The following is a 19,317-nucleotide window of genomic DNA, read 5'->3' as shown; positions in this document are numbered from 1 at the left end:
AGAGACATCAGCAGTAAAAAAACACCAACACATCTAACAAAATTGTTGGTTTTTCGTAACAAAACAAATACAGGTGACTTTACAAATGAAAAATCGTGCGAAATATAGAATTATTTTTAATTTTGTCCATCTACTTGAACAATATCCTTTTGAAGCTATTACTACAAAATTAATTTGTGCACATAGCAATGTAAACCGTTCAACATTTTACGCTAACTTTAAAGATAAATATAATTTATATGATATTATTCAAAATTACCATAAAAAGAAATACATCAATTTGTTAGACACATTGTACAATGACTTTGAAGATGTTAAATCAAACAATATGAAGATTCATAAATTCTTTGTGATTGTCTTAAAGTACATACAACGTAAAAAAGCTTTCTTTCATGCCGTATTCATTACCCATCCCAATCGTGAAATTGCCATCGAATACTTCCAGCTCACAAAAGTGAAGTATGAAAAGATTTTAACAGACTATAATACAACGATTGAGAATAAAAGTGCATTTGTTACTTATACGTTAGGTGGACAAACTGCTATTTTGTTAAGTTGGCTGAAAGACGGTTGTCAAGAAAGTCCACATAAAATTGCTGATATTCTACTTGCTAATACGATTAAATTACAACGCTAGTATACGCAAATATGGGTCAGAATCGTAATTATAAGAATACAGTCTGAGTTATAAGTTCTAAAATAAAAACCATCCGTATTTTGGATGGCTAAACAGTATTGGGACGCTGACTCGCAATGAAACAGTGCTCATAGAAGACGATAGGTTTAGGCGACATTTTGAAAAACATACGCATAAAAAATTCGTCCAAAAAGTCATAAATTTTGTTATATTTAACATTCGTCAGAGTCTGGGACATAATTATATTTTAGGCTCTGAGTTCTATATTGGCAGTAGTTGACTGGATTGAACATACGCTAATACCAAGCTTTTTCAATCCTAGTCAACCTTGCCGGGGCGGGACTAAGAATTCATTATGACTTTTGTCCCGCTCCCTTTTTATTTCAATTATTTTCTTTGTCAGCAACTATTTATATAAAAACGCTACGAAGTATCTACTATTATTTTGTGCTTTCTTTGAAAACAAAGTAGTTAACTATTTGTAACATCATCAAAGCAAGTGCAGCAATAGAAATAATAATAAGATATGGTGTGCTGTTATATTCACCTTTTAAATTAACTAGAGGTGTCACAAGTCCCCCTAGCAATGATTGTAGTAACCCTAGCAAACTTGATGCACTACCCGATCCTGTCGTACGCTCATCCATCGCAATCGCGAAACCTAGTGTTGCAACACCTGTAACTGGTGCAACAAGTACAATCAAACCTATGATTAAAAGCCAAAATGACCAATGATTAGTTAATACGAAACCTACAATAATCACGCCTACAATTTGGATTACTGTCAGTATTCTTAATAATTGCTGTCTATCAACATAATCTACTAATTTTCCTGTTAATTGACTTGAGATAATTAGCGTAACACCAATCGATGCAAAGATAAGACTAAAAGCAAATGGTGACTGACCATATATTTTTTGAATAAGAAACGGTGATGCTGAAATATAGCTAAATAGCATGATGAAGGTTACGCCTTGTATCAGCATTGGCAATACATATTTTGGTGTAGCTAATAGCTTTCCAAAGTTTTTAAAAATAACTTTAATGCCACTTGTCTCACGTTGCTCAATATGCAGTGATTCTGTAACTTTTAGGGCTGAACCTAACAGCATCAGTATGCCAAAAACAGTAAGTACAATAAAGACCGTTCGCCAAATAGACACACTTAAAATAATGCCACCAAGTGTTGGTGCGATAATCGGCGCGATGCCATTGACTAACATTAATAATGCTAGGAATTTGGTAAGTGCTTTACCACTATATAAATCACTCGCTATTGCTCGGGAAATGACAGCACTCGCTCCCCCTGTTAGCCCTTGAACAAAGCGTAGTACTATCATCACCCATATATTACTGACAAAAATAATACTAAAGCTGGCTAGTGTAAAGATAAACATCGATACTACTAGTGGCATCTTTCTACCTATTGCGTCCGAAATAGGACCTACAAATAAATTGCCGAGCGCTAAACCAATCATAAATAAGGATAAGGTTAATTGTGAAATTGCTGTCGATGTATTAAAATCATGCTTAATTTCTGGTAACCCAGGCAAGAACATATCAATCGATAATGGCCCAATTGCCGTAAGTGCACCTAAAATAATAATAAATATTAATGATTGCTTATCACGTTGTTGTGATGACACATAATCACACCTTTCTATAGTTAAGTTTCTCAATATAATTAAGATAAAACTAGGACAGAAACCTTTAATATTTAAAAGATTTCTGTCCTTTCACCGCGCTGTTAATCTACTTTAACTAATTTATAACCTAAGTCATCTTTGCTTTCTTCTAAAACATAATTTTTCACAACAGGTAATCCATTGAGTCCAAAACCTTGCACTTTAGCTTTAATCGTGTCGCCTGTTTGATCTACGCTTAAGATAATCGGTGACACGAGTCGTGCACTTGTGTTAGATGCAATATTTTTGCGTACTTTATCATAACTGCTAGACCCTTTTTTCAAAAATGAATGAACAAGTGAAAAATCACTTTGAGCTATGGCTTGATTTAATGATAATGAATAACTGCTGAAAAAGCTACCTAGTTTATTTTTCAACGAGTTATCTTCTTTTTCCTTTTTCTCTATATAATCTGAAATATCATCATCATCAAATGACACTGTCACATCGGTATTATCCGTTAATTTATCTGCTTTGATTGACTTTGTTTCTGTTTCAAATGTCTTACCTTTAACTTTACCAGTTGCTGACACTGTAATATCTTTATTCTTCGGATAAGGACCATATACTTTGGCGTTGCCATAATCCCAAGTTCTATCATTAATTTTTACTTTTAATGAACTGCGGCTTAATTGTTCTCCATTTTTAATCTTAACGTGAACTTTGGCTTCATTAAAATCTTCGTTCACATCTACCGTATTGCTATTTGCATATTTAAAATCAAACTTCAAGTAGCCAGTAAACACACCGTTGTCGGTAATTTTTTTAGCGTCAATGGCATAATTTCCTGGTATAAATTTACCGATAGTGGTTTCTTTATCCGCTTCTGCAACGACTTTCTTATTGCGACCATCATCTTTAAATTCATACTTCGTATCTTCTTTAGGTTTAACCGTAACTTCTTTTGTTGGCGGCGTAAAACTCATATTATTGAAAATCAAATAACGTCGACCATTTTTGCTGACACGTAACACATTTTCCCCAGCACGTGTTTGTAAATAAGCAGCTACACGTGTCTCACTTTTATTTAACTTTTCAACTGTTTCTCTTATATCAAAGATAAATTTTGTCATACCGACTTCCTTTTTAATGTATTTGATATAAGTTTGTGCTTCTGTTTCATCGACTTTATTATCTCGTGTAGTTAACATCGTAGCGACCTTTTGCGAATCATCATTATCAATCGCATTTATTAATATTTTCGCTTGTGCATCTGGAGAGTTAAAATTTTTTAACAATACAAAGACGATAATTAACAATATGATAATAAACCCACCGATTGCCCACGGTACAATTTTCTTAAGCCGAATTGTTGCCTCGTTTGAAGCTTGATTTGAGCTATTTTCGCCATTGTCGTTAATAGTTGCACCACAGTTTGGGCAATGATTGGTTTGTTCATTCTTTATTTCTTCATCACATTTAGGACACGTAGTCATATTGTCACCTCGTTTCTCTTTTCAGCATCATTTCACATACATGTTTTATTATGTAGTCAATCCATAGTATTGCACGTTTATAATCATAATCTTATATTTAATCAAATTGCTTGTTGAATTGTTTTATTCTTGAGTCAATGATGCACAACACGTTGAGTGCTTGTTCAATCTCGTTACTTGAAAAATCTTTGACCATGTCATTGGCAATTCGACTAAGTATATTTTTACTCTCATCAATATATTGCTGTCCTTTTGTTGATAATTTGATATATTTTAAGCGTTGATCAATATGACTATTGGGCTTTTCAAGACAAACCAGCTTAGCATCGATTAATTTTTTTATGCGTCGACTAACAGTAGCTTTATTTACGCCTTGTTTTTCTGTGATTTCAGTAATGGTCAATGCCTGATGATTGCTTAATAGTCTTAAAACATTAGACTGCTCCACTGAAATACCGTATTCATTTTGAATGTCTTTGAACAATTTAGCTGTAAGTGTGTTCACATCATCGATAAACTGTTTCATAAAATCAATATGACTTTTTGATATTGTACTCATGATACGCTCCTTGAATGTTCTATCTTTTGTCCGAATTAATAATGTATTCAAATAATTTTATCAATAATAGGGCTATAAAGAAACTTATTTATTTACAAAATTTCAACTTTATATTTGCGCAGTTATTTGAATTCCATTACATTAAATACATAATCTATATAATGAGGTTTACTTTATGTTAAGTATTAGTATAGCTTTTTTAACCTTTATATGTATCGTACCTACGCTCTTTAATAGTCAAACCTTTGTATCATTACGTCTCTATTTTATTTCTGTTATCTTAGCTTTTTCATTTGTACTAATAAATTTATGGCAACAAAGTTTTGTTTTATGTTATTTTTCTTTATTTATTGTACTGGTTACTGTGTTATTTGTTAAACATTTTTATCTTATAAAGCAGCAACAAGGTCGACAATTATTGCAAGAATTAATGAAATATATTTATCGCCTCTTATTATTTAGTTGCGCTTGTGCTTATATTAGCCTAATTCATGTACCCGTGTTCAACGGTTTATTTATATGGTTTAGTCTTATTGCTATCAGTACGCTAACAACATTTGCATTATATTTATGTTTCTCATCAGCTTTTGGCAGAATGACAAACCATTGTACTTTTGATGGCATTATTGTGTTAGGTGCAGGTATTTTTACTGAAGCTGTCACACCTTTGTTAGCTAGTCGTTTAAACCGAGCACTATCAATATACAATCAACAATCACACTGTACAATCATTGTCAGTGGCGGTCAAGGTAAAGATGAACCAATTTCTGAAGCATTAGCAATGAAACGCTATCTTCTTTCACACGGTGTACCGGAACAATCTATTATCATGGAAGCACATTCTACAAACACTGCTGAAAATTTTCTTTATAGTAAATCAATTATCGATGCAATGACACCTAAACCAAATAAGCTCCTTGTAGTAACAAGTCAATTTCATATACTTAGAGCTTTACGCTTTGCCCAGAAGTTTGGGCTACCGGTTCAAGGTATTGGAAGTTCAACACCCTGTCATTTATTAGCACGTTCGCTCATTCGAGATTTCCTTGGTTTGATGCATCAATATAAATTGTTGCTTACATTATACTTTGCATTATTGTTTATTAGCGCCATACTTTTGAACTTATAAAAATACAGAAGCAGATCATTTCTATGTAAATTTTAATAGAAATGATCTGCTTCAACATGTCAGAAACATTTATGCCCCAGCCTATTCAGACTAACCTGGTACAATTTGACCGTCATATAATTGAATTACTCTATCAGCATATGCAAATAAGCGTTCATCATGGGTAATCATTATTCCCATCATTTGGTTACCTTTAATTTGTGTTTTAATCATATCAACAACTTGTACTGCACGCTTAGCATCTAAACTTGCTGTGGGTTCATCTGCTAAAATAATTTTCGGTTGATTCATAAAAGCACGCATAATGGCCACACGCTGCTTTTCTCCACCAGATAGCATATGAGGATAAGCATCCAGCCGATGTGCTAAGCCTATATCACTTAATAACGTACGTGCACGTTGTTGGGCATCATTATGAGATTGTCCTGCCTCCTTACCTACTAATGTCAATTGCTCTATGACACTTAAATATGGGATTAAATAAGCTGCTTGAAAAATAAAGCCTATATCGGTTAACCTTAATGCACTATTATGACTTTGTGTCGAAAATAATGGTTTGTCATTCACTTCAATTGTCCCCTCGGTTGGTGTTAACAAACCACCCAGCATTGTTAGCAATGTAGTTTTACCTGAACCAGAGGCGCCGTTCAAAATAACGAACTCACCGTCAGCAATTTCAAAATCTATCCCTTTTAATACTTGTGTTTTTGCCTCACCTTGTCCAAATGTTTTACGAAGATTAGCTACCTTTAAAGTCATGATGCATTTCCTCCAATCGCTTCTATAGGATCCACTTTTAATACTTTTATCATTGATAATAACGCACCGATTAAAGCGACAAGGACAAAACCACCCAAAATCACTAAAATGTTAGTCAAATGAATATAAAACGGCATTGTTACTGGCATAACAAATGTTAAACTCCATATCAGACCAACCGCAATACTCACTCCAAATAAAGTAATCAACATAATTTGTCCTATGAGTGCTATAAGTAAATGACGTGTCTTAATACCAATGGCTTTTAATATACCAATTTGGGAAATCTTTTGAATCGTCATAACGTAAAAGAACGCACTTAGCACAATGGCAGTAATGACAAATAAACTCATGACCATTAAATTTAACGGTGCTTGTTCTGCCTGATAACTGGCTATATTTGCTTGCAATGTATCTGGTTTAACAAGCTCTAACTTAGAATCATCTGCAAGTTGTGAACGTTGTTTCTCATTTAAATCTTTCACTGGGAACACAGTCGCAGCTTGTTTATTCAGTTGTTCGAAACCTTCTTGAGTCATCCATAACATTGAGCTATGCGCATACATCGTATTCTCTAAAATACCTGTAACATGATAGTGGGTTGAATGACCTTTAAAATGGACCTTATCACCAATCTGTATGCCTTTAGCAGTCAATTTATTATTGATTGCTATATCGTGTGCTTTTTTAGGATAGGTCCCAGCTTGCAATTGTGGTTTAAATGTCTTATCAGTAGTAACCGTCATTACATCAAGTGAATCTTGATTAACAGTTAATACTTGTGGCTTTAAACGTGTCGGTTGTTGCTGTAATATTGTTCTTACTTTTGATGTGTCTTGAGCAGAAATATTAGATTTCTCCAACTGAGGCTGTGACATCTTTTGCATCACATAATGTTGTGCATGTTGTTGTTCAAAAAATGAAATATTTTCGCGTGCCAATCCTTGTGCCAGCCCTGTAATAAATAACACCATACTGGCCAACAAAATAATGATAAGCGTAATTAATATATAGCGAAATTTATAAAATGTAATTTCTCGCCAAGCAAGTTTCATCATCTGTCACTTCCATTTCAAATTGATGGTTTGAGTATAGCTATGGAATGTGAACTGAATATGAACTAGATGACATTTGTTCAAAATAACTTAACACCGTATAATAAAGAATAAAAAGGAGCGTGTAGCGTGGTTAATTGTCTTATTGTGGATGACGATCAAACGATTTTAGATTATGTAGCTTCCCATTTAAACAATGAGGGCTATCATACTTATACTAAACCGAGTGGTACAGCGGCCTTACAATTTTTAGAACAGCAAACTGTCGATATCGCGATTGTTGATATTATGATGGCTGGTATGGACGGGTTTGAATTATGCCAGCAAATAAAACTTGATTTTGATCTACCAGTCATTATGTTAACGGCACGTGATGCACTTACAGATAAAGAGCGCGCTTTTTTAAGTGGTACAGATGACTATGTCACAAAGCCATTTGAAATTAAGGAACTTATTTTTCGAATTAAAGCTGTGCTTCGCCGCTATCAAATCAATGCTGAACACATTATACAACTAGGCAACCTGACATTAAATGATAATTACATGGAAGTACAAGTAGATCATAAGACGATGACTTTACCCAAAAAGGAATTCCAATTATTATATATGCTCACGAGTCATCCTAAACAAGTGTTTTTACGAGATACGCTTATTGAAAAGGTGTGGGGATTTGATTATGAGGGAGATGAGCGAACTTTAGACGTCCATATCAAACGCTTGAGACAACGCTTATCAAAATTAGCAGCCAATGTGACAATCACAACCGTCCGTGGCCAAGGATACAAGGTGGAAGCCCATGTTTAAATCTTTATATTCAAGAATCGCCATCTATACCATTACCGTTATTTTACTAAGTGCCATCCTTAGCTTTTTCATATCAAATGTCTACTATCATTTCAATTTAAAGCCTAAAAATGACCAAAAAATTATGACAACGTTAAAGGATGCAAGACAATTTGATGCTGCACAACAACATCAAGTTTCAACATCATTTTTCAAGCATCTTGCTGATATGAATTATCAAATTATGACGGTGGACAATTACGGTCATAAACATTTTTATGGTGCCGATTTTCGCAAAGATACCCTCTCAGCAACCAATATTCAACGTGTACTACAAGGTCATGATTATCATGGTATTGCGAAACAGCCTTTTCAATTGTTAGTCACAGGCTTTTTTGACAATGAAACAGATAATACAGTCGGTGTAAGATTTAAAAGTTCAGAGGGATATGTTGCAGTATTTATGCGTCCTGACATTGGACAAACATTTAGTGAATTTAGAATCTTTTTAGCACTTCTGATCATTTTGTTGCTCATCATTTCAATTTCACTCATTATCGCTTCAACATACGCCATTATTAAACCTATACAGTCATTAAAATATGCCACAGAGCGACTGATGCATGGTGATTTTGATACACCTATTAAACAAACGCGAACAGATGAAATTGGCATTTTGCAATATCGTTTCGATACGATGCGACAATCACTAAAGCAAGTTGATGCGATGCGTCAACACTTCGTGCAAAATGTCTCTCATGAGATGAAGACACCTTTAACTCACATTCATCACGCATTAACACAACTACAAGCAAGCGACGATAAAGCGACACAACAAACAATTATCAATGATTTATTCACCATAACTTCACGCTTAAGTGACTTAACTAGAGAGTTGTTAATACTTTCAGAACTTGACAATGCAAGTCATATTCAATTGAATTCAACGATACAGTTAGATCTATTACTCCAAGACTTGATTCGCCATGAACAATATTTAATTGAACGTAAAAATATTATCGTATACGCTGAATTACTACCTTCAAGCCTGTTAGGTAATGAGCGATTAATGCATCAAGCCTTTGAAAATTTACTGCGCAATGCGATCAAATATACTAATAATGAAGGTGCAATTAATATCAAACTTCAACATCGAAACAATCACGTTCATTTTACGATACAAAATGATGGTCAGCCGATGACTAAAGAAGCACAGTTGCACATCTTCGACCGCTTCTATAAAGTAAATTCAAATGACACAAGTAATGGACTGGGATTATCAATTACTCAAGCAATTGTTCAGCTTCACCATGGTCACATTGAAGTAGAGAGTAACAATCTTATTGGAACACAATTTACAGTCATACTCCCTTTCAAACCGTAAGCAATGTTCTATGATCAATTGTTATATTTTAAAAATAAAATTGCTGCTAGCAACATATATTAGTTAAACAATAAAAATGGTACTTTCTAGTTTTATTTCCATAGAAAGTATCATTTTTATTTTTAAAGCATGATGTAATATATTTCAGATTCAAGTGATTTTATAGTGCCTAAATATATATCATCAGCCCTATTTTACCGCTTATCACTGAATCATAACCACATAGCGATAAGCTATTTCTTCAAATATGATTTCATGCTTAAATAGAGCTAAAGAAAGGAGTCGCCATGAAATTAAAATTATTTATTAGTCCAAAGGAAACTGAACAATATGTGGCTGTGCATTCGCCTATATTAGATAACGACACTCAAACTGTTATTGACACAGTGAACCAATTATCACAACCAAAATATCTCACTGCTCGTCATGATGAAGATATCTATCGTCTGGCTATCACAGATATCACCACATTTCGCACTCAGCATAAAACGGTAACAGCAGTTAAAGACCATACAACATATGTTGTGAAAGAACGATTATATCAGCTAGAAAACATGTTAACCTCAAACTTTATCAGAATTTCAAAATCAGAAATTGTGAATATCGATAAAATTATAAAACTACAATTAGAACCCAACGGCTTAATCCGCATGTATTTAGAAAGCTGTGATTATACCTATTCTTCACGGCGCTATTTAAAATCTATCAAGGAGCGATTATCAATATGACATCACTTTCTAAAAGCTTATTTATTAGTCTTATTATTGGCCTATCACTATCCATCATATTTAGCATGATATCAAATGGTGAACACTACTATCCGTTAGCACCAGATTCAACATTCGGACAGCTTTATTATCAACACTTCAATGGACCTACTGTCATGTTGTTATCTATTATTATTTGGCTGCTGATCGGCATGGTATTTTTTGCAACAAACTTTATTTTCACGCATACCGATTGGAGTATTACTACTGCCACAGCATCACATTTCGTCTGTAGCTATCTTGGGTTCCTCCCTTTAGCTACATTTGCAGGCTGGTTCAACCTAGATTTATCACACATTACTAAATTTACGATTATCTTTATCATCATCTATATGATCATCTGGGTCGTATCATTTTTGAAAAACAGACGTTACGTCAATGAAATCAATCAGCAGCTTCAACAACGTTTGAAATAATAAAAATAATGAAGCAGGCAATTTCTATTAAGTTTCAATGGAAATTGCCTGCTTCATCTTGTCAAAGATATTGATGTCCTAGCCTATTTGGTTATATTATTGCACATGCAGGTGTTTTTGTATTTCTTTATTTACTGCATGATAAACATCTTCATGCTCTGATAACTTTAAGCCAAATGATGGTACCATTTCTTTTATTTTAGGCATCCAATCTTCAAACTCATCTCTATAGCAACGTTGTAATACATCAAACATGATATCAACTGCAGTAGATGCCCCTGGAGATGCACCAAGTAATGCTGCTAACGTGCCATCATCACTTGTAATCACTTCTGTCCCAAACTGTAAATTTCCTTTACTTTGTTCAGTATCTTTAATCACTTGTACACGTTGCCCAGCCGTAATGACTTCCCAGTCTTCGTCTTGCGCATTCGGTACAAAGACACGTAAATCATTCATACGAGCTTCATTTGATAACATTAACTGCGAAACTAAATACTTTGTTAACCCTATTTCTTTAATACCAGCTGATAACATCGTGACTAAGTTATTAGGTTTAACTGATTTAATTAAATCCAAATTTGACCCTGTTTTTAAAAATTTAGGTGAAAATCCAGCAAATGGGCCAAATAATAGCGCGCGTTCTCCATTAACAAAACGCGTGTCTAAATGAGGTACTGACATAGGTGGCGCACCAATCTCTGCCTTACCATACACTTTGGCATGATGCTGTTGAATGACATCTGGATTGGTACATCTTAAGAAGAGACCACTTACTGGAAAGCCACCTATATGTTTAGAAGCCTTAATTCCAGTCTTTTGTAATAATGGCAAGCTGGCACCACCTGCGCCTATAAAGACAAAACGTGACTCATACGTTGTAATATGATTTGTTGCTAAATCTTTAATAGTCACCAGCCAAGCCCTATTATCTAATTGTGCTAAATCTTGAACTTCATGCTGATAATGAACATCCACATCTTTTGTTTTCAACTGTGCAATCAACTTCTTAGTTAATGTACCAAAATTCACATCCGTACCTGTTTCATCTCGTGTTAAGGCAATAGGCACATGAGATGTTCTTCCTGCCATCATTAACGGTACCCATTCGGTAATTTTTTCTTTGTCTTCTGTATAAACCATTTTTTCAAATAATACGTTCTTCTGTAGCGCTTTAACACGATTTTTCAAAAACCTCACATTATTCACGCCTTTGACAAAGCTCATATGTGGTACAGCTTGAATGAAGTCTCCTGGCTCTGTTAAATGGCCAGTACGCACAAGGTAAGCCCAAAACTGTTTAGATATTTGAAACTGTTCGTTAATCTTGATTGCTTTCGTACAATCAATGTCGCCGTTTTGTCCTTCTTTCGTATAATTCAGTTCACATAATGCTGAGTGCCCTGTGCCAGCATTATTCCATACATTTGAACTTTCTTCCCCCGGTTGTGCTAACTTCTCAAATAATTTAACGTCTTTATCTGGTGAGAGCTCGGTAATAAGCGTACCTAATGTCGCACTCATAATTCCTCCACCAATTAAGATAACATCTGTCTTGCTAGGTGCTTGATTCATAACAAACACTTCCCCCTTTATCGTTTCACAACTAAGACTGACAAACAAACGCTTGTTTTAAAGCGCTTTCTTAATTAATGTTAAAAAATTCACCTTATTTAGGTGCTTTTTCTTAATTATAATGACTAACTCAATTATATACATAAATGAACTATGAAAAAAGCTTAAACAAGTATATTTGTTCAAATATTTTCAATTATTCATAATATTTTGTGCATTGTGCTTGCTAAGTTATTTCCAGCATATGTTTAGACATGATATAATTTTTATAAACTATTTCACTAAAGAGGGCAATTTTTATGAAGTCTTTTACTTTTTTAATGCACAATATTTATGCCTTAGGTGGCACAGTTAAAGCAGTTTCTCAATTGGCAAATACTTTAGCAGAGCGCGGCCATGACGTTACGATTGTCTCAGTTCTGCGTGCAGCCGACACACCTTATTTTGCGTTGAACAATAACATTAAGGTGATAGACCTTGTCGATTATCGTCTCAAACCACAAAATATAAGTGGTATTATCGCAAATCGTATCCGTAAATTCACGCCATTACTAAAGCCTAAAAAAATATCTAAATATGAACCAGGACTTAATCAATTATCTAGTTTTATTGAAAAGAAAATCATTGCCTGCATTAAGCAAACCGCAACTGATGTATTAGTCGGAACACGTGCCAGTTATAACATACTCGTGGCACAATTCGCTCCTAAAAATGTCTTTACTATTGGAATGGAACATATGAACTTCGACGCACATCCAACACGTTATCAGCACCAAATAATACGTGCTTATCAAGGTTTAGATGCCGTAACAACATTAACTGATAGTGATCAATTCGCCTATCAACAACGCATCCAAACGCCAGTTTACATAGTTCCTAATATTATTAATCATCGTTTCATTGGAGCCCAAAAACAAAACATCATTATTAGCGCTGGTCGCTTAGACTATGAAAAAGGATATGACTTACTCATAGAAGCTGCACGTCGCATACAAGATGATTTGCGCCAAATTCGTTATCAAATCCACATCTACGGTGAAGGAAAAGAAAAGGCAGCATTAATCAATATGATAGAACAGTATAACCTAAATGATATTATAAAATTGTTTCCTGCCACAAAAGACTTAGATAAGAAACTATCACGTAGTAAAATAACTGTCGTCCCATCAAGAAATGAGGGCTTTGGCATGGTTATTCTTGAAGCCATGGCACAGCATAATATTGTGATTAGCTTTAAAGACACTTTAGGACCATCTTATATTATCAATGCCGGAACCAATGGTTATTTGGCAGACTACGGAGATGCCGGATCATTGGCTAAATACATTGATATTGCGACACAATATTACACAAAATTAACCCCAATGATTGAAGCAGGCCAACAAACGTTAAAGCAATATACTGCTGACCATGTGTATGCTGCGTTTATGGCTATTTTCAAAGGATAAGTTGTATTTGAAGGACAGCTTATGACAGCGTAAATATTCATATATAGATGCAATCATATTAACTAGCAAAATGGATTCTGTATATAATCAAAGAAAATGAGAGCGGGACAGCGAATTCACAATGAATTCGTTGTCCCGCTCCGTCATGGTTGCCGTACTTAATCGTTTACAGAAAAACGATTAAATAATGATTTATTAAATTCTTTTCTAGAATATTAATGAAAGTATGAATGTCCAAATACATACGAAGATTAATAATCCAATACTATATTTAAGTGTCATTTTTAATAAGTCAGATTCTTTACCAACTTGTTTAACAGCAGCTGTGGCAATAGCTATTGATTGAGGAGAAATCAATTTTGCAGCTACCCCACCAACTGTATTTGAAGCAACTAAGAGTGAACCGCTTGTGCCAATTTGTTGTGCTACAGATGCTTGAATTGGAGCAAATAGCGAGTTGTTGTTTACAACTGAACCAGTCATAAATACACCAATCCATCCTAGAATTGGAGACAATACTGGGAAGACATTACCTGCTTTTGCAATACCTTGACCCATGGCACTACTTAAACCACCGTATGTTGTGATTTTAGAAATGGCTAAGATGAAACATATAGTTAAAATAGGTAACCAAAGTTCTTTAAACGTTACACCAAATAATCGACCAGCATCACCAAAGCTAACTTTTTTAGCCATTAACACAGTAATCAGAATAGTGATTAAAATAGCGGTACCAGTTTGTCCAATGAAGTTAAATGATAACATGATTGGTTTGTGTGCAATATCACTAAACGTACCAGGTAAACTGAAGTTTAACACGAGTGATGAGAGTTTACCTTTTGGCAAGAATAATCCTTTGAATGAAGGTGAACTCCAAACCATCACAATCACAGTTAAGATAATGAAAGGACTCCAAGCATATAATACTTGTTTCGCTGTAAGATGTTTTGTTGGTTCAGGTTTAACATCTTTTTGAACTCTAAAGATATTTTTAGGTTGGAATTTTCTAGAGAATAAAGCTAATGCACCCATTGATGCTAATGGTGGTACAATGTCAGCTAATTCTGGACCGTTGAATACAGTAAGTAAACCTTGTAAGACTGTATACGTAATAGATACTACTAATATAGCTGGTAAAGTTTCTTTAATACCTTTGAAGCCATCGATAATCGCAATTAATAAGAATGGAATAAAGAAGTTAATGATGGCTAAAGTTAACGTAGATGTTTGAGATACACCCATAGCTGTAACATGTCCAGGCAAGTGTAATGTATCAACAATACCTACTGGAATTCCGATGGCACCAAATGCACCAGACGCTGCATTGGCTACCAAACACAACATCGCAGCTTGTAAAGGTCTGAAACCTAATTGAGTAAGTAATAAGGCACAAATTGCAATTGGTACACCAAAGCCTGCTGCCCCTTCTAAAAAGGCATTAAATGAAAAACCAATCAATAATAATTGAATACGTTGGTCTTGTGAAATGCTTGTAATGCTATCTTGAATTGTTTGGAATTGACCAGATTCTTGTGTAATTTTATAAAGTAACACGGCCATCATTACAATATAGCCAATTGGAATAATACCTTGGTAGAAACCTTCTACTACGGCACCAGTAGCAATGCCACCAGGAAGTTTAAAGAATGGAATGGCGATAAGCAAAGTGACAACTAAAGTAGTGATTGCAGCATAAATCCCTTTCATTTTAAAAACTGTAAGACATAATAAGAATAAGATAATTGGAATAGCTGCAACAATGCTTGATAACAATAAGTTATCAAAAGGATTAAAAGATTGAACTAACATACATGACTCCTCTTTCTGTAGTTTATTTACAATGAACACAACGTGTGCATTCATCAGTTAGCCTTTGTGAAGTTTTTCACAATAAAAATATAACACCTTTATACCTATAATACAATACTATTTCTAATGAATTCTATACAAAAATAAGCATTTAAAACCAAAAATTAGCATTGTATTTTTTACGAGAAATATGTAACTATCGTTTTATTGGATTGTAAGCCGCATATCAGTGAATTATCTAATCTGACATGGTAAAATAAATGAAAATCGCTAACAGATAGAAGGTTAAATCATGCTGAAACAAATTAACATTTCTCATATGGAACAATTAACGAGTCAACTAGAAAGTGCATTAGCTGACGGCTATACGCACTTTGCTCCTTATGCGAACGAAATTAAAATTCACCAAGACATGCTGAAGTCTGTCACTTTACACCCTCATCCAATCGTCGTTGATTATACAATCAACGGAGAATATTTAAATGATTGTCGATATTTTGGTCAAGCTCAAGTTGACTTTAAAACATGGTCACAAAATATTAATCATTATCCTAACCTTGTTTACCATATTCCAACCGCTTTGCATCATTTATCCACGGATGTCGTTCATAACATTTTTGACTTAGCGCTTATGACATTATTATTTGATGATGTCGTAGTCGATGGTCACGTGGCATATGATTTTACTCAACCAATGCAGGCAAGCGAGACATTTTGGACTTGGTTAGCTGATCAGCAAATGAACTCAACGAATTATTTTGAATTAAACAAATTAGCATATCAGCAATACCAAGCTATCCCGTTCCCACAACCGCAATATAAAGATGATAGTAGTAAAATGCGCTTTGCCGATAGCTGGTTAGTAACGACAAAATTCAAATTACCTAAATGGCTATATAACATGATGCACCAACATGCTGTCAATAATCACATAAAATTAAGCTATCTTTATCAAAAGGATACATTAAAGGTTAAAGATCACGTTGTTTTCTTAGGCTTTGATCATGGTTATCGTGGTAATTCAAAATACTTATTCAATCATTTTATAAAGCGCAATCCTATGGTGGATACGTATTTCATTACAGATGAACGTAAAGGTCCAAATTTTATTTCTACTTCTGCAGAAAACAAACAAGAACTGATTGAAAGTGCCAAAGTTGTGGTGATTGAAAGTTATATGCCAGATACATATCATCCAAATGGTACAATTATCCAACTCTGGCACGGTTCACCCATTAAACGCTTATTTTTAGATAGTGCTGAACCATATGAAAATAGCAATATCTATAATTATCGTGCACGTAAATATAATAAATGGCTTCAACAAGATTATCTTGTCGTTGATGCCACATCTGTAGTACCATATTTCAATTCAGCTTTTCCAAATCAAGAGACTAACGTCTTGCCTGTGGGTTATCCACGTGTAGACTATTTACTACAGCATCGTCATGACCGTGCCCAAGTCAAACACATCAGCAAGAAACTTCATATCACTGATGATAAGCCTGTACTTCTATATGCGCCAACATGGCATAAAGACACGGTACAACAACATTTGACAATTACAGATGATTTATTGCAACAGTACCATATTATATTCAAAGGTCATGTTGAAGCACAACAAGATTACAGTTTACCAGAGCGTGTGATTCGTGCGCCTAAAGATATTGAGACACAAGATTTAATATTAATCGCCGATATCATTGTTACAGATTATTCCTCTATCATCTTTGACGCATTAACCATAGATAAAAAGGTATGTCTATTTACACCACAACATGAAACGTACCAACAAGAACGTGGTATTTATGAACATGTCTTGTCCGCACTTCGACCCGTATGGTATAAAGACGAGGCATTGTTACATGAGGATTTAATTGAACAGCGCATTCCATCCATCAATCATCCTTTTGTCAATAAATCAAATCATGCATTAGCAGAGATTACGGACGTGATTTTAAAAGAACTCCATAAGAAACACGCTGATAACTAAAAAAGATTACAGCCGACGCTCTTATTAACGTCGGCTGTAATCTGTTATTTAGGTTGATATGCTGGTTCAATAATACTTGGTTGACCTTGTCCATTCACTGATACAATGGTATAAGTTCCTTGTTGTTTAGGATTTTTAAAACTAAACAGATACTCATAGCGTCCATTATGAGATTGAATGGCATAATCATTATATTGACATTGCATTTGGTGAATTTTATTTACTTCTTGATTCGCTTTAGTTAAAGCGTTTTTGAAGTTAGGCAATTGTTTTAAAGCTGTATTTTCATTACCGTTAAATATTGTTAGCTGTCTTGAGACATAAGCTGCATTGGGACTTTGATATGGCTTAACATAATGAGATTGTCCTTTGTTATTATTAGCTTGGTTGTTCTGATTTATTGCTTGACCTTGTTGAGCACCAGACTGCGATTGAGAAGCATTATTTTGCTTGTTGCTGTTTTTCTCTGAGCTGTTGTCTTTTGAGTCATTCGTTGCTTGCTCATCGTCATCTTTTTGAACATTTGATTTCTTATCTTTCTTATCTTTTTGTTTGTTTTTATCTGTTTTTTGGCTATCATGTTGTTCTGATTTGTTAGTATCTTCCTTATTACTGTTGCCATCATCATGCGAACAGGCCGCTAAAGATAAAGATAGAATCAATATACTTGCTAATAATCTTTTCATTATAACTCCTCCATTATCTTATCGTCTAAGCATTATGACATGCTTGATACTTATACTATACATTAAAAATACTAATTTTATGTTAATTTTTAAGTTTTTTATTTACAAATTTCGTACAAATTAAAGAAAGTGACAGAATTCATTATGAATTTGTAGTCCCGTTCCGGCACAATTGACTAGAATTGAAAAACAGCTTGGTATCAGCATATTTTCAATGCTGTCAACTACTGCCAATATTTAGTTCATAGCTTTAAATATGATGATGCACTAGACGCTACTAAACCTTTAAAAATTAATCCGCCACGCTGCGTTCCATAATTAAATCGATATCAATGACATCTCCCGTCTTAAATTCATGTTGTCCAGTTACTTTAAAACCACATGTCTTATAAAATGCTAAGGCTTGAGGATTATGTTCCCATACGCCTAGCCATACCTTTGTCTTTTGATATTCCAACGCCTTATTGAGAGCCAGTTGAATAAACTTTTTCCCTCTACCTCCACCTTGATATGCTTTATCAAAGTAAATGCGTTGTATTTCTAAATATGCTGGACCCTTAGCTTCCGTTTGGGCAGCATCGATATTTAATTTTAAATATCCCACAATTTGTCCTTTGACTTTATAAAAGTAATGAAATGATTCGGGGTTGTGAAATTCTGTCGTTAAAATATCTAAATTGTAATTCTCTGCAAAAAATTGTGAAAAATCAGCTTCTGAATAAGACCCTTCAAATGTAGCATGAAATGTGCGTTGCGCAATTGCTTGTAAATCTTCAATTTCTGAAGCTTGTACTGCAGTGATAGTTTCCTTTGTCATCATGATCAACTCCCTTTAAAATGGTTAGATTCTCCCACATAAGACCATTAAATTTAAGATAACACAAATTTATCATTGATAATCTTTATCAATGAGTATAAAGTTATAATTGAAATGAATAATCCATTTGGAGTGAGGTTTTAACTATGTTACCAAACATTTTTGCAGTAGGTATTACCGGTCCTACAAGTTTAGTTATTATTAGTATAATCGCATTAATTATTTTCGGTCCTAAGAAATTACCCCAGTTCGGTAAAGCTATTGGCAGTACATTACGAGAATTTAAGTCAGCAGCCGAACACTTAGATGAAGATCATTCACTTGATACTCCCAGTAAAGAGTCCAAATCACAACGAGAGCAACCTAAGTAATTATACCC

At 34.3% G+C, this 19,317-nt stretch carries 18 protein-coding genes; 9 read left to right on the top strand and 9 right to left on the bottom strand.

Annotated elements, in window-relative coordinates:
- The first annotated feature begins 85 nt into the window (after positions 1-85).
- On the top strand, positions 86-637 hold the full coding sequence (locus AL499_RS09975) for a TetR/AcrR family transcriptional regulator (protein ID WP_002492240.1): 552 nt from the start codon (positions 86-88) through the stop codon (positions 635-637).
- A 440-nt stretch (positions 638-1,077) separates the two neighbouring features.
- Here the strand turns inward: AL499_RS09975 and AL499_RS09970 are convergent, their stop codons facing one another.
- The 3 genes from AL499_RS09970 to AL499_RS09960 all read right to left on the bottom strand — a co-directional run bounded on the left by AL499_RS09970 (position 1,078) and on the right by AL499_RS09960 (position 4,317).
- A complete protein-coding gene (locus tag AL499_RS09970; RefSeq protein WP_002492199.1) occupies positions 1,078-2,283 on the bottom strand; it encodes a putative multidrug effflux MFS transporter TcaB in 1,206 nt (401 codons plus the stop codon).
- Between the two features lie 101 nt (positions 2,284-2,384).
- Positions 2,385-3,758, bottom strand: coding sequence for a membrane-associated protein TcaA (locus AL499_RS09965; protein ID WP_002492227.1), 1,374 nt, complete (start codon positions 3,756-3,758; stop codon positions 2,385-2,387).
- Between the two features lie 97 nt (positions 3,759-3,855).
- A complete protein-coding gene (locus AL499_RS09960; RefSeq protein ID WP_002492219.1) occupies positions 3,856-4,317 on the bottom strand; it encodes a MarR family transcriptional regulator TcaR in 462 nt (153 codons plus the stop codon).
- Between the two features lie 175 nt (positions 4,318-4,492).
- Here AL499_RS09960 and AL499_RS09955 point away from each other — a divergent pair, with 175 nt between their 5' ends.
- Positions 4,493-5,446 carry a YdcF family protein gene (locus tag AL499_RS09955; protein ID WP_002460176.1) on the top strand — a complete coding sequence of 318 codons (954 nt, stop codon included), beginning with the start codon at positions 4,493-4,495 and terminating at the stop codon, positions 5,444-5,446.
- Between the two features lie 90 nt (positions 5,447-5,536).
- Here AL499_RS09955 and AL499_RS09950 read toward each other — a convergent pair whose 3' ends face one another.
- Positions 5,537-6,205 (bottom strand): ABC transporter ATP-binding protein, encoded by a 669-nt coding sequence (locus tag AL499_RS09950; RefSeq protein WP_002492256.1) that lies wholly within the window; start codon positions 6,203-6,205, stop codon positions 5,537-5,539.
- The gene (locus AL499_RS09945) at positions 6,202-7,260 is read right to left on the bottom strand and encodes an ABC transporter permease (RefSeq protein WP_037540601.1); all 1,059 of its coding nucleotides are present in this window, start codon (positions 7,258-7,260) and stop codon (positions 6,202-6,204) included. Before AL499_RS09945 ends, AL499_RS09950 begins: the two co-directional genes overlap by 4 nt.
- Positions 7,261-7,389: 129 nt before the next feature.
- Here AL499_RS09945 and AL499_RS09940 point away from each other — a divergent pair, with 129 nt between their 5' ends.
- The 4 genes from AL499_RS09940 (at position 7,390) to AL499_RS09925 (ending at position 10,610) form a co-directional block, all read left to right on the top strand.
- A complete protein-coding gene (locus tag AL499_RS09940) occupies positions 7,390-8,064 on the top strand; it encodes a response regulator transcription factor (RefSeq protein WP_002460180.1) in 675 nt (224 codons plus the stop codon).
- Positions 8,057-9,427: a sensor histidine kinase gene (locus AL499_RS09935; protein WP_002492213.1), complete on the top strand. Its 1,371-nt coding sequence runs from the start codon at positions 8,057-8,059 to the stop codon at positions 9,425-9,427. The genes AL499_RS09940 and AL499_RS09935 overlap by 8 nt, the downstream gene beginning before the upstream one ends.
- A gap of 287 nt (positions 9,428-9,714) precedes the next feature.
- On the top strand, positions 9,715-10,155 hold the full coding sequence (locus AL499_RS09930; RefSeq protein ID WP_002492279.1) for a LytTR family DNA-binding domain-containing protein: 441 nt from the start codon (positions 9,715-9,717) through the stop codon (positions 10,153-10,155).
- Complete coding sequence (locus AL499_RS09925; protein WP_002478765.1) at positions 10,152-10,610, top strand: DUF3021 domain-containing protein; 459 nt, start codon at positions 10,152-10,154, stop codon at positions 10,608-10,610. The genes AL499_RS09930 and AL499_RS09925 overlap by 4 nt, the downstream gene beginning before the upstream one ends.
- A 96-nt stretch (positions 10,611-10,706) precedes the next feature.
- On the opposite strand, the gene mqo is transcribed toward AL499_RS09925, so the two are convergent.
- The gene (gene mqo / locus AL499_RS09920; protein WP_062248899.1) at positions 10,707-12,185 is read right to left on the bottom strand and encodes a malate dehydrogenase (quinone); all 1,479 of its coding nucleotides are present in this window, start codon (positions 12,183-12,185) and stop codon (positions 10,707-10,709) included.
- Positions 12,186-12,484: 299 nt separating this feature from the next.
- Between mqo and AL499_RS09915 the strand changes: the two genes are divergently transcribed.
- Positions 12,485-13,633 (top strand): glycosyltransferase family 4 protein, encoded by a 1,149-nt coding sequence (locus AL499_RS09915; protein ID WP_002492289.1) that lies wholly within the window; start codon positions 12,485-12,487, stop codon positions 13,631-13,633.
- Positions 13,634-13,840: 207 nt separating this feature from the next.
- On the opposite strand, the gene AL499_RS09910 is transcribed toward AL499_RS09915, so the two are convergent.
- On the bottom strand, positions 13,841-15,442 hold the full coding sequence (locus AL499_RS09910; protein ID WP_002478763.1) for an L-lactate permease: 1,602 nt from the start codon (positions 15,440-15,442) through the stop codon (positions 13,841-13,843).
- A gap of 292 nt (positions 15,443-15,734) precedes the next feature.
- Between AL499_RS09910 and AL499_RS09905 the strand changes: the two genes are divergently transcribed.
- Positions 15,735-17,435: a CDP-glycerol glycerophosphotransferase family protein gene (locus AL499_RS09905; protein WP_002492255.1), complete on the top strand. Its 1,701-nt coding sequence runs from the start codon at positions 15,735-15,737 to the stop codon at positions 17,433-17,435.
- Positions 17,436-17,479: 44 nt separating this feature from the next.
- Here the strand turns inward: AL499_RS09905 and AL499_RS09900 are convergent, their stop codons facing one another.
- Positions 17,480-18,121 (bottom strand): hypothetical protein, encoded by a 642-nt coding sequence (locus AL499_RS09900; protein ID WP_002492200.1) that lies wholly within the window; start codon positions 18,119-18,121, stop codon positions 17,480-17,482.
- Between the two features lie 292 nt (positions 18,122-18,413).
- Entirely contained in the window at positions 18,414-18,941 is a 528-nt protein-coding gene (locus tag AL499_RS09895) for a GNAT family N-acetyltransferase (RefSeq protein ID WP_002460192.1), read from the bottom strand.
- A gap of 143 nt (positions 18,942-19,084) precedes the next feature.
- Between AL499_RS09895 and tatA the strand changes: the two genes are divergently transcribed.
- The gene (tatA, locus tag AL499_RS09890) at positions 19,085-19,309 is read left to right on the top strand and encodes a twin-arginine translocase TatA/TatE family subunit (protein WP_002460193.1); all 225 of its coding nucleotides are present in this window, start codon (positions 19,085-19,087) and stop codon (positions 19,307-19,309) included.
- Positions 19,310-19,317 lie beyond the last annotated feature (8 nt).

Source organism: Staphylococcus lugdunensis (assembly GCF_001558775.1).
GTDB classification, from domain to species: Bacteria; Bacillota; Bacilli; order Staphylococcales; family Staphylococcaceae; genus Staphylococcus; species Staphylococcus lugdunensis.
This window is presented reverse-complemented; position numbering and strand designations above follow the sequence as displayed.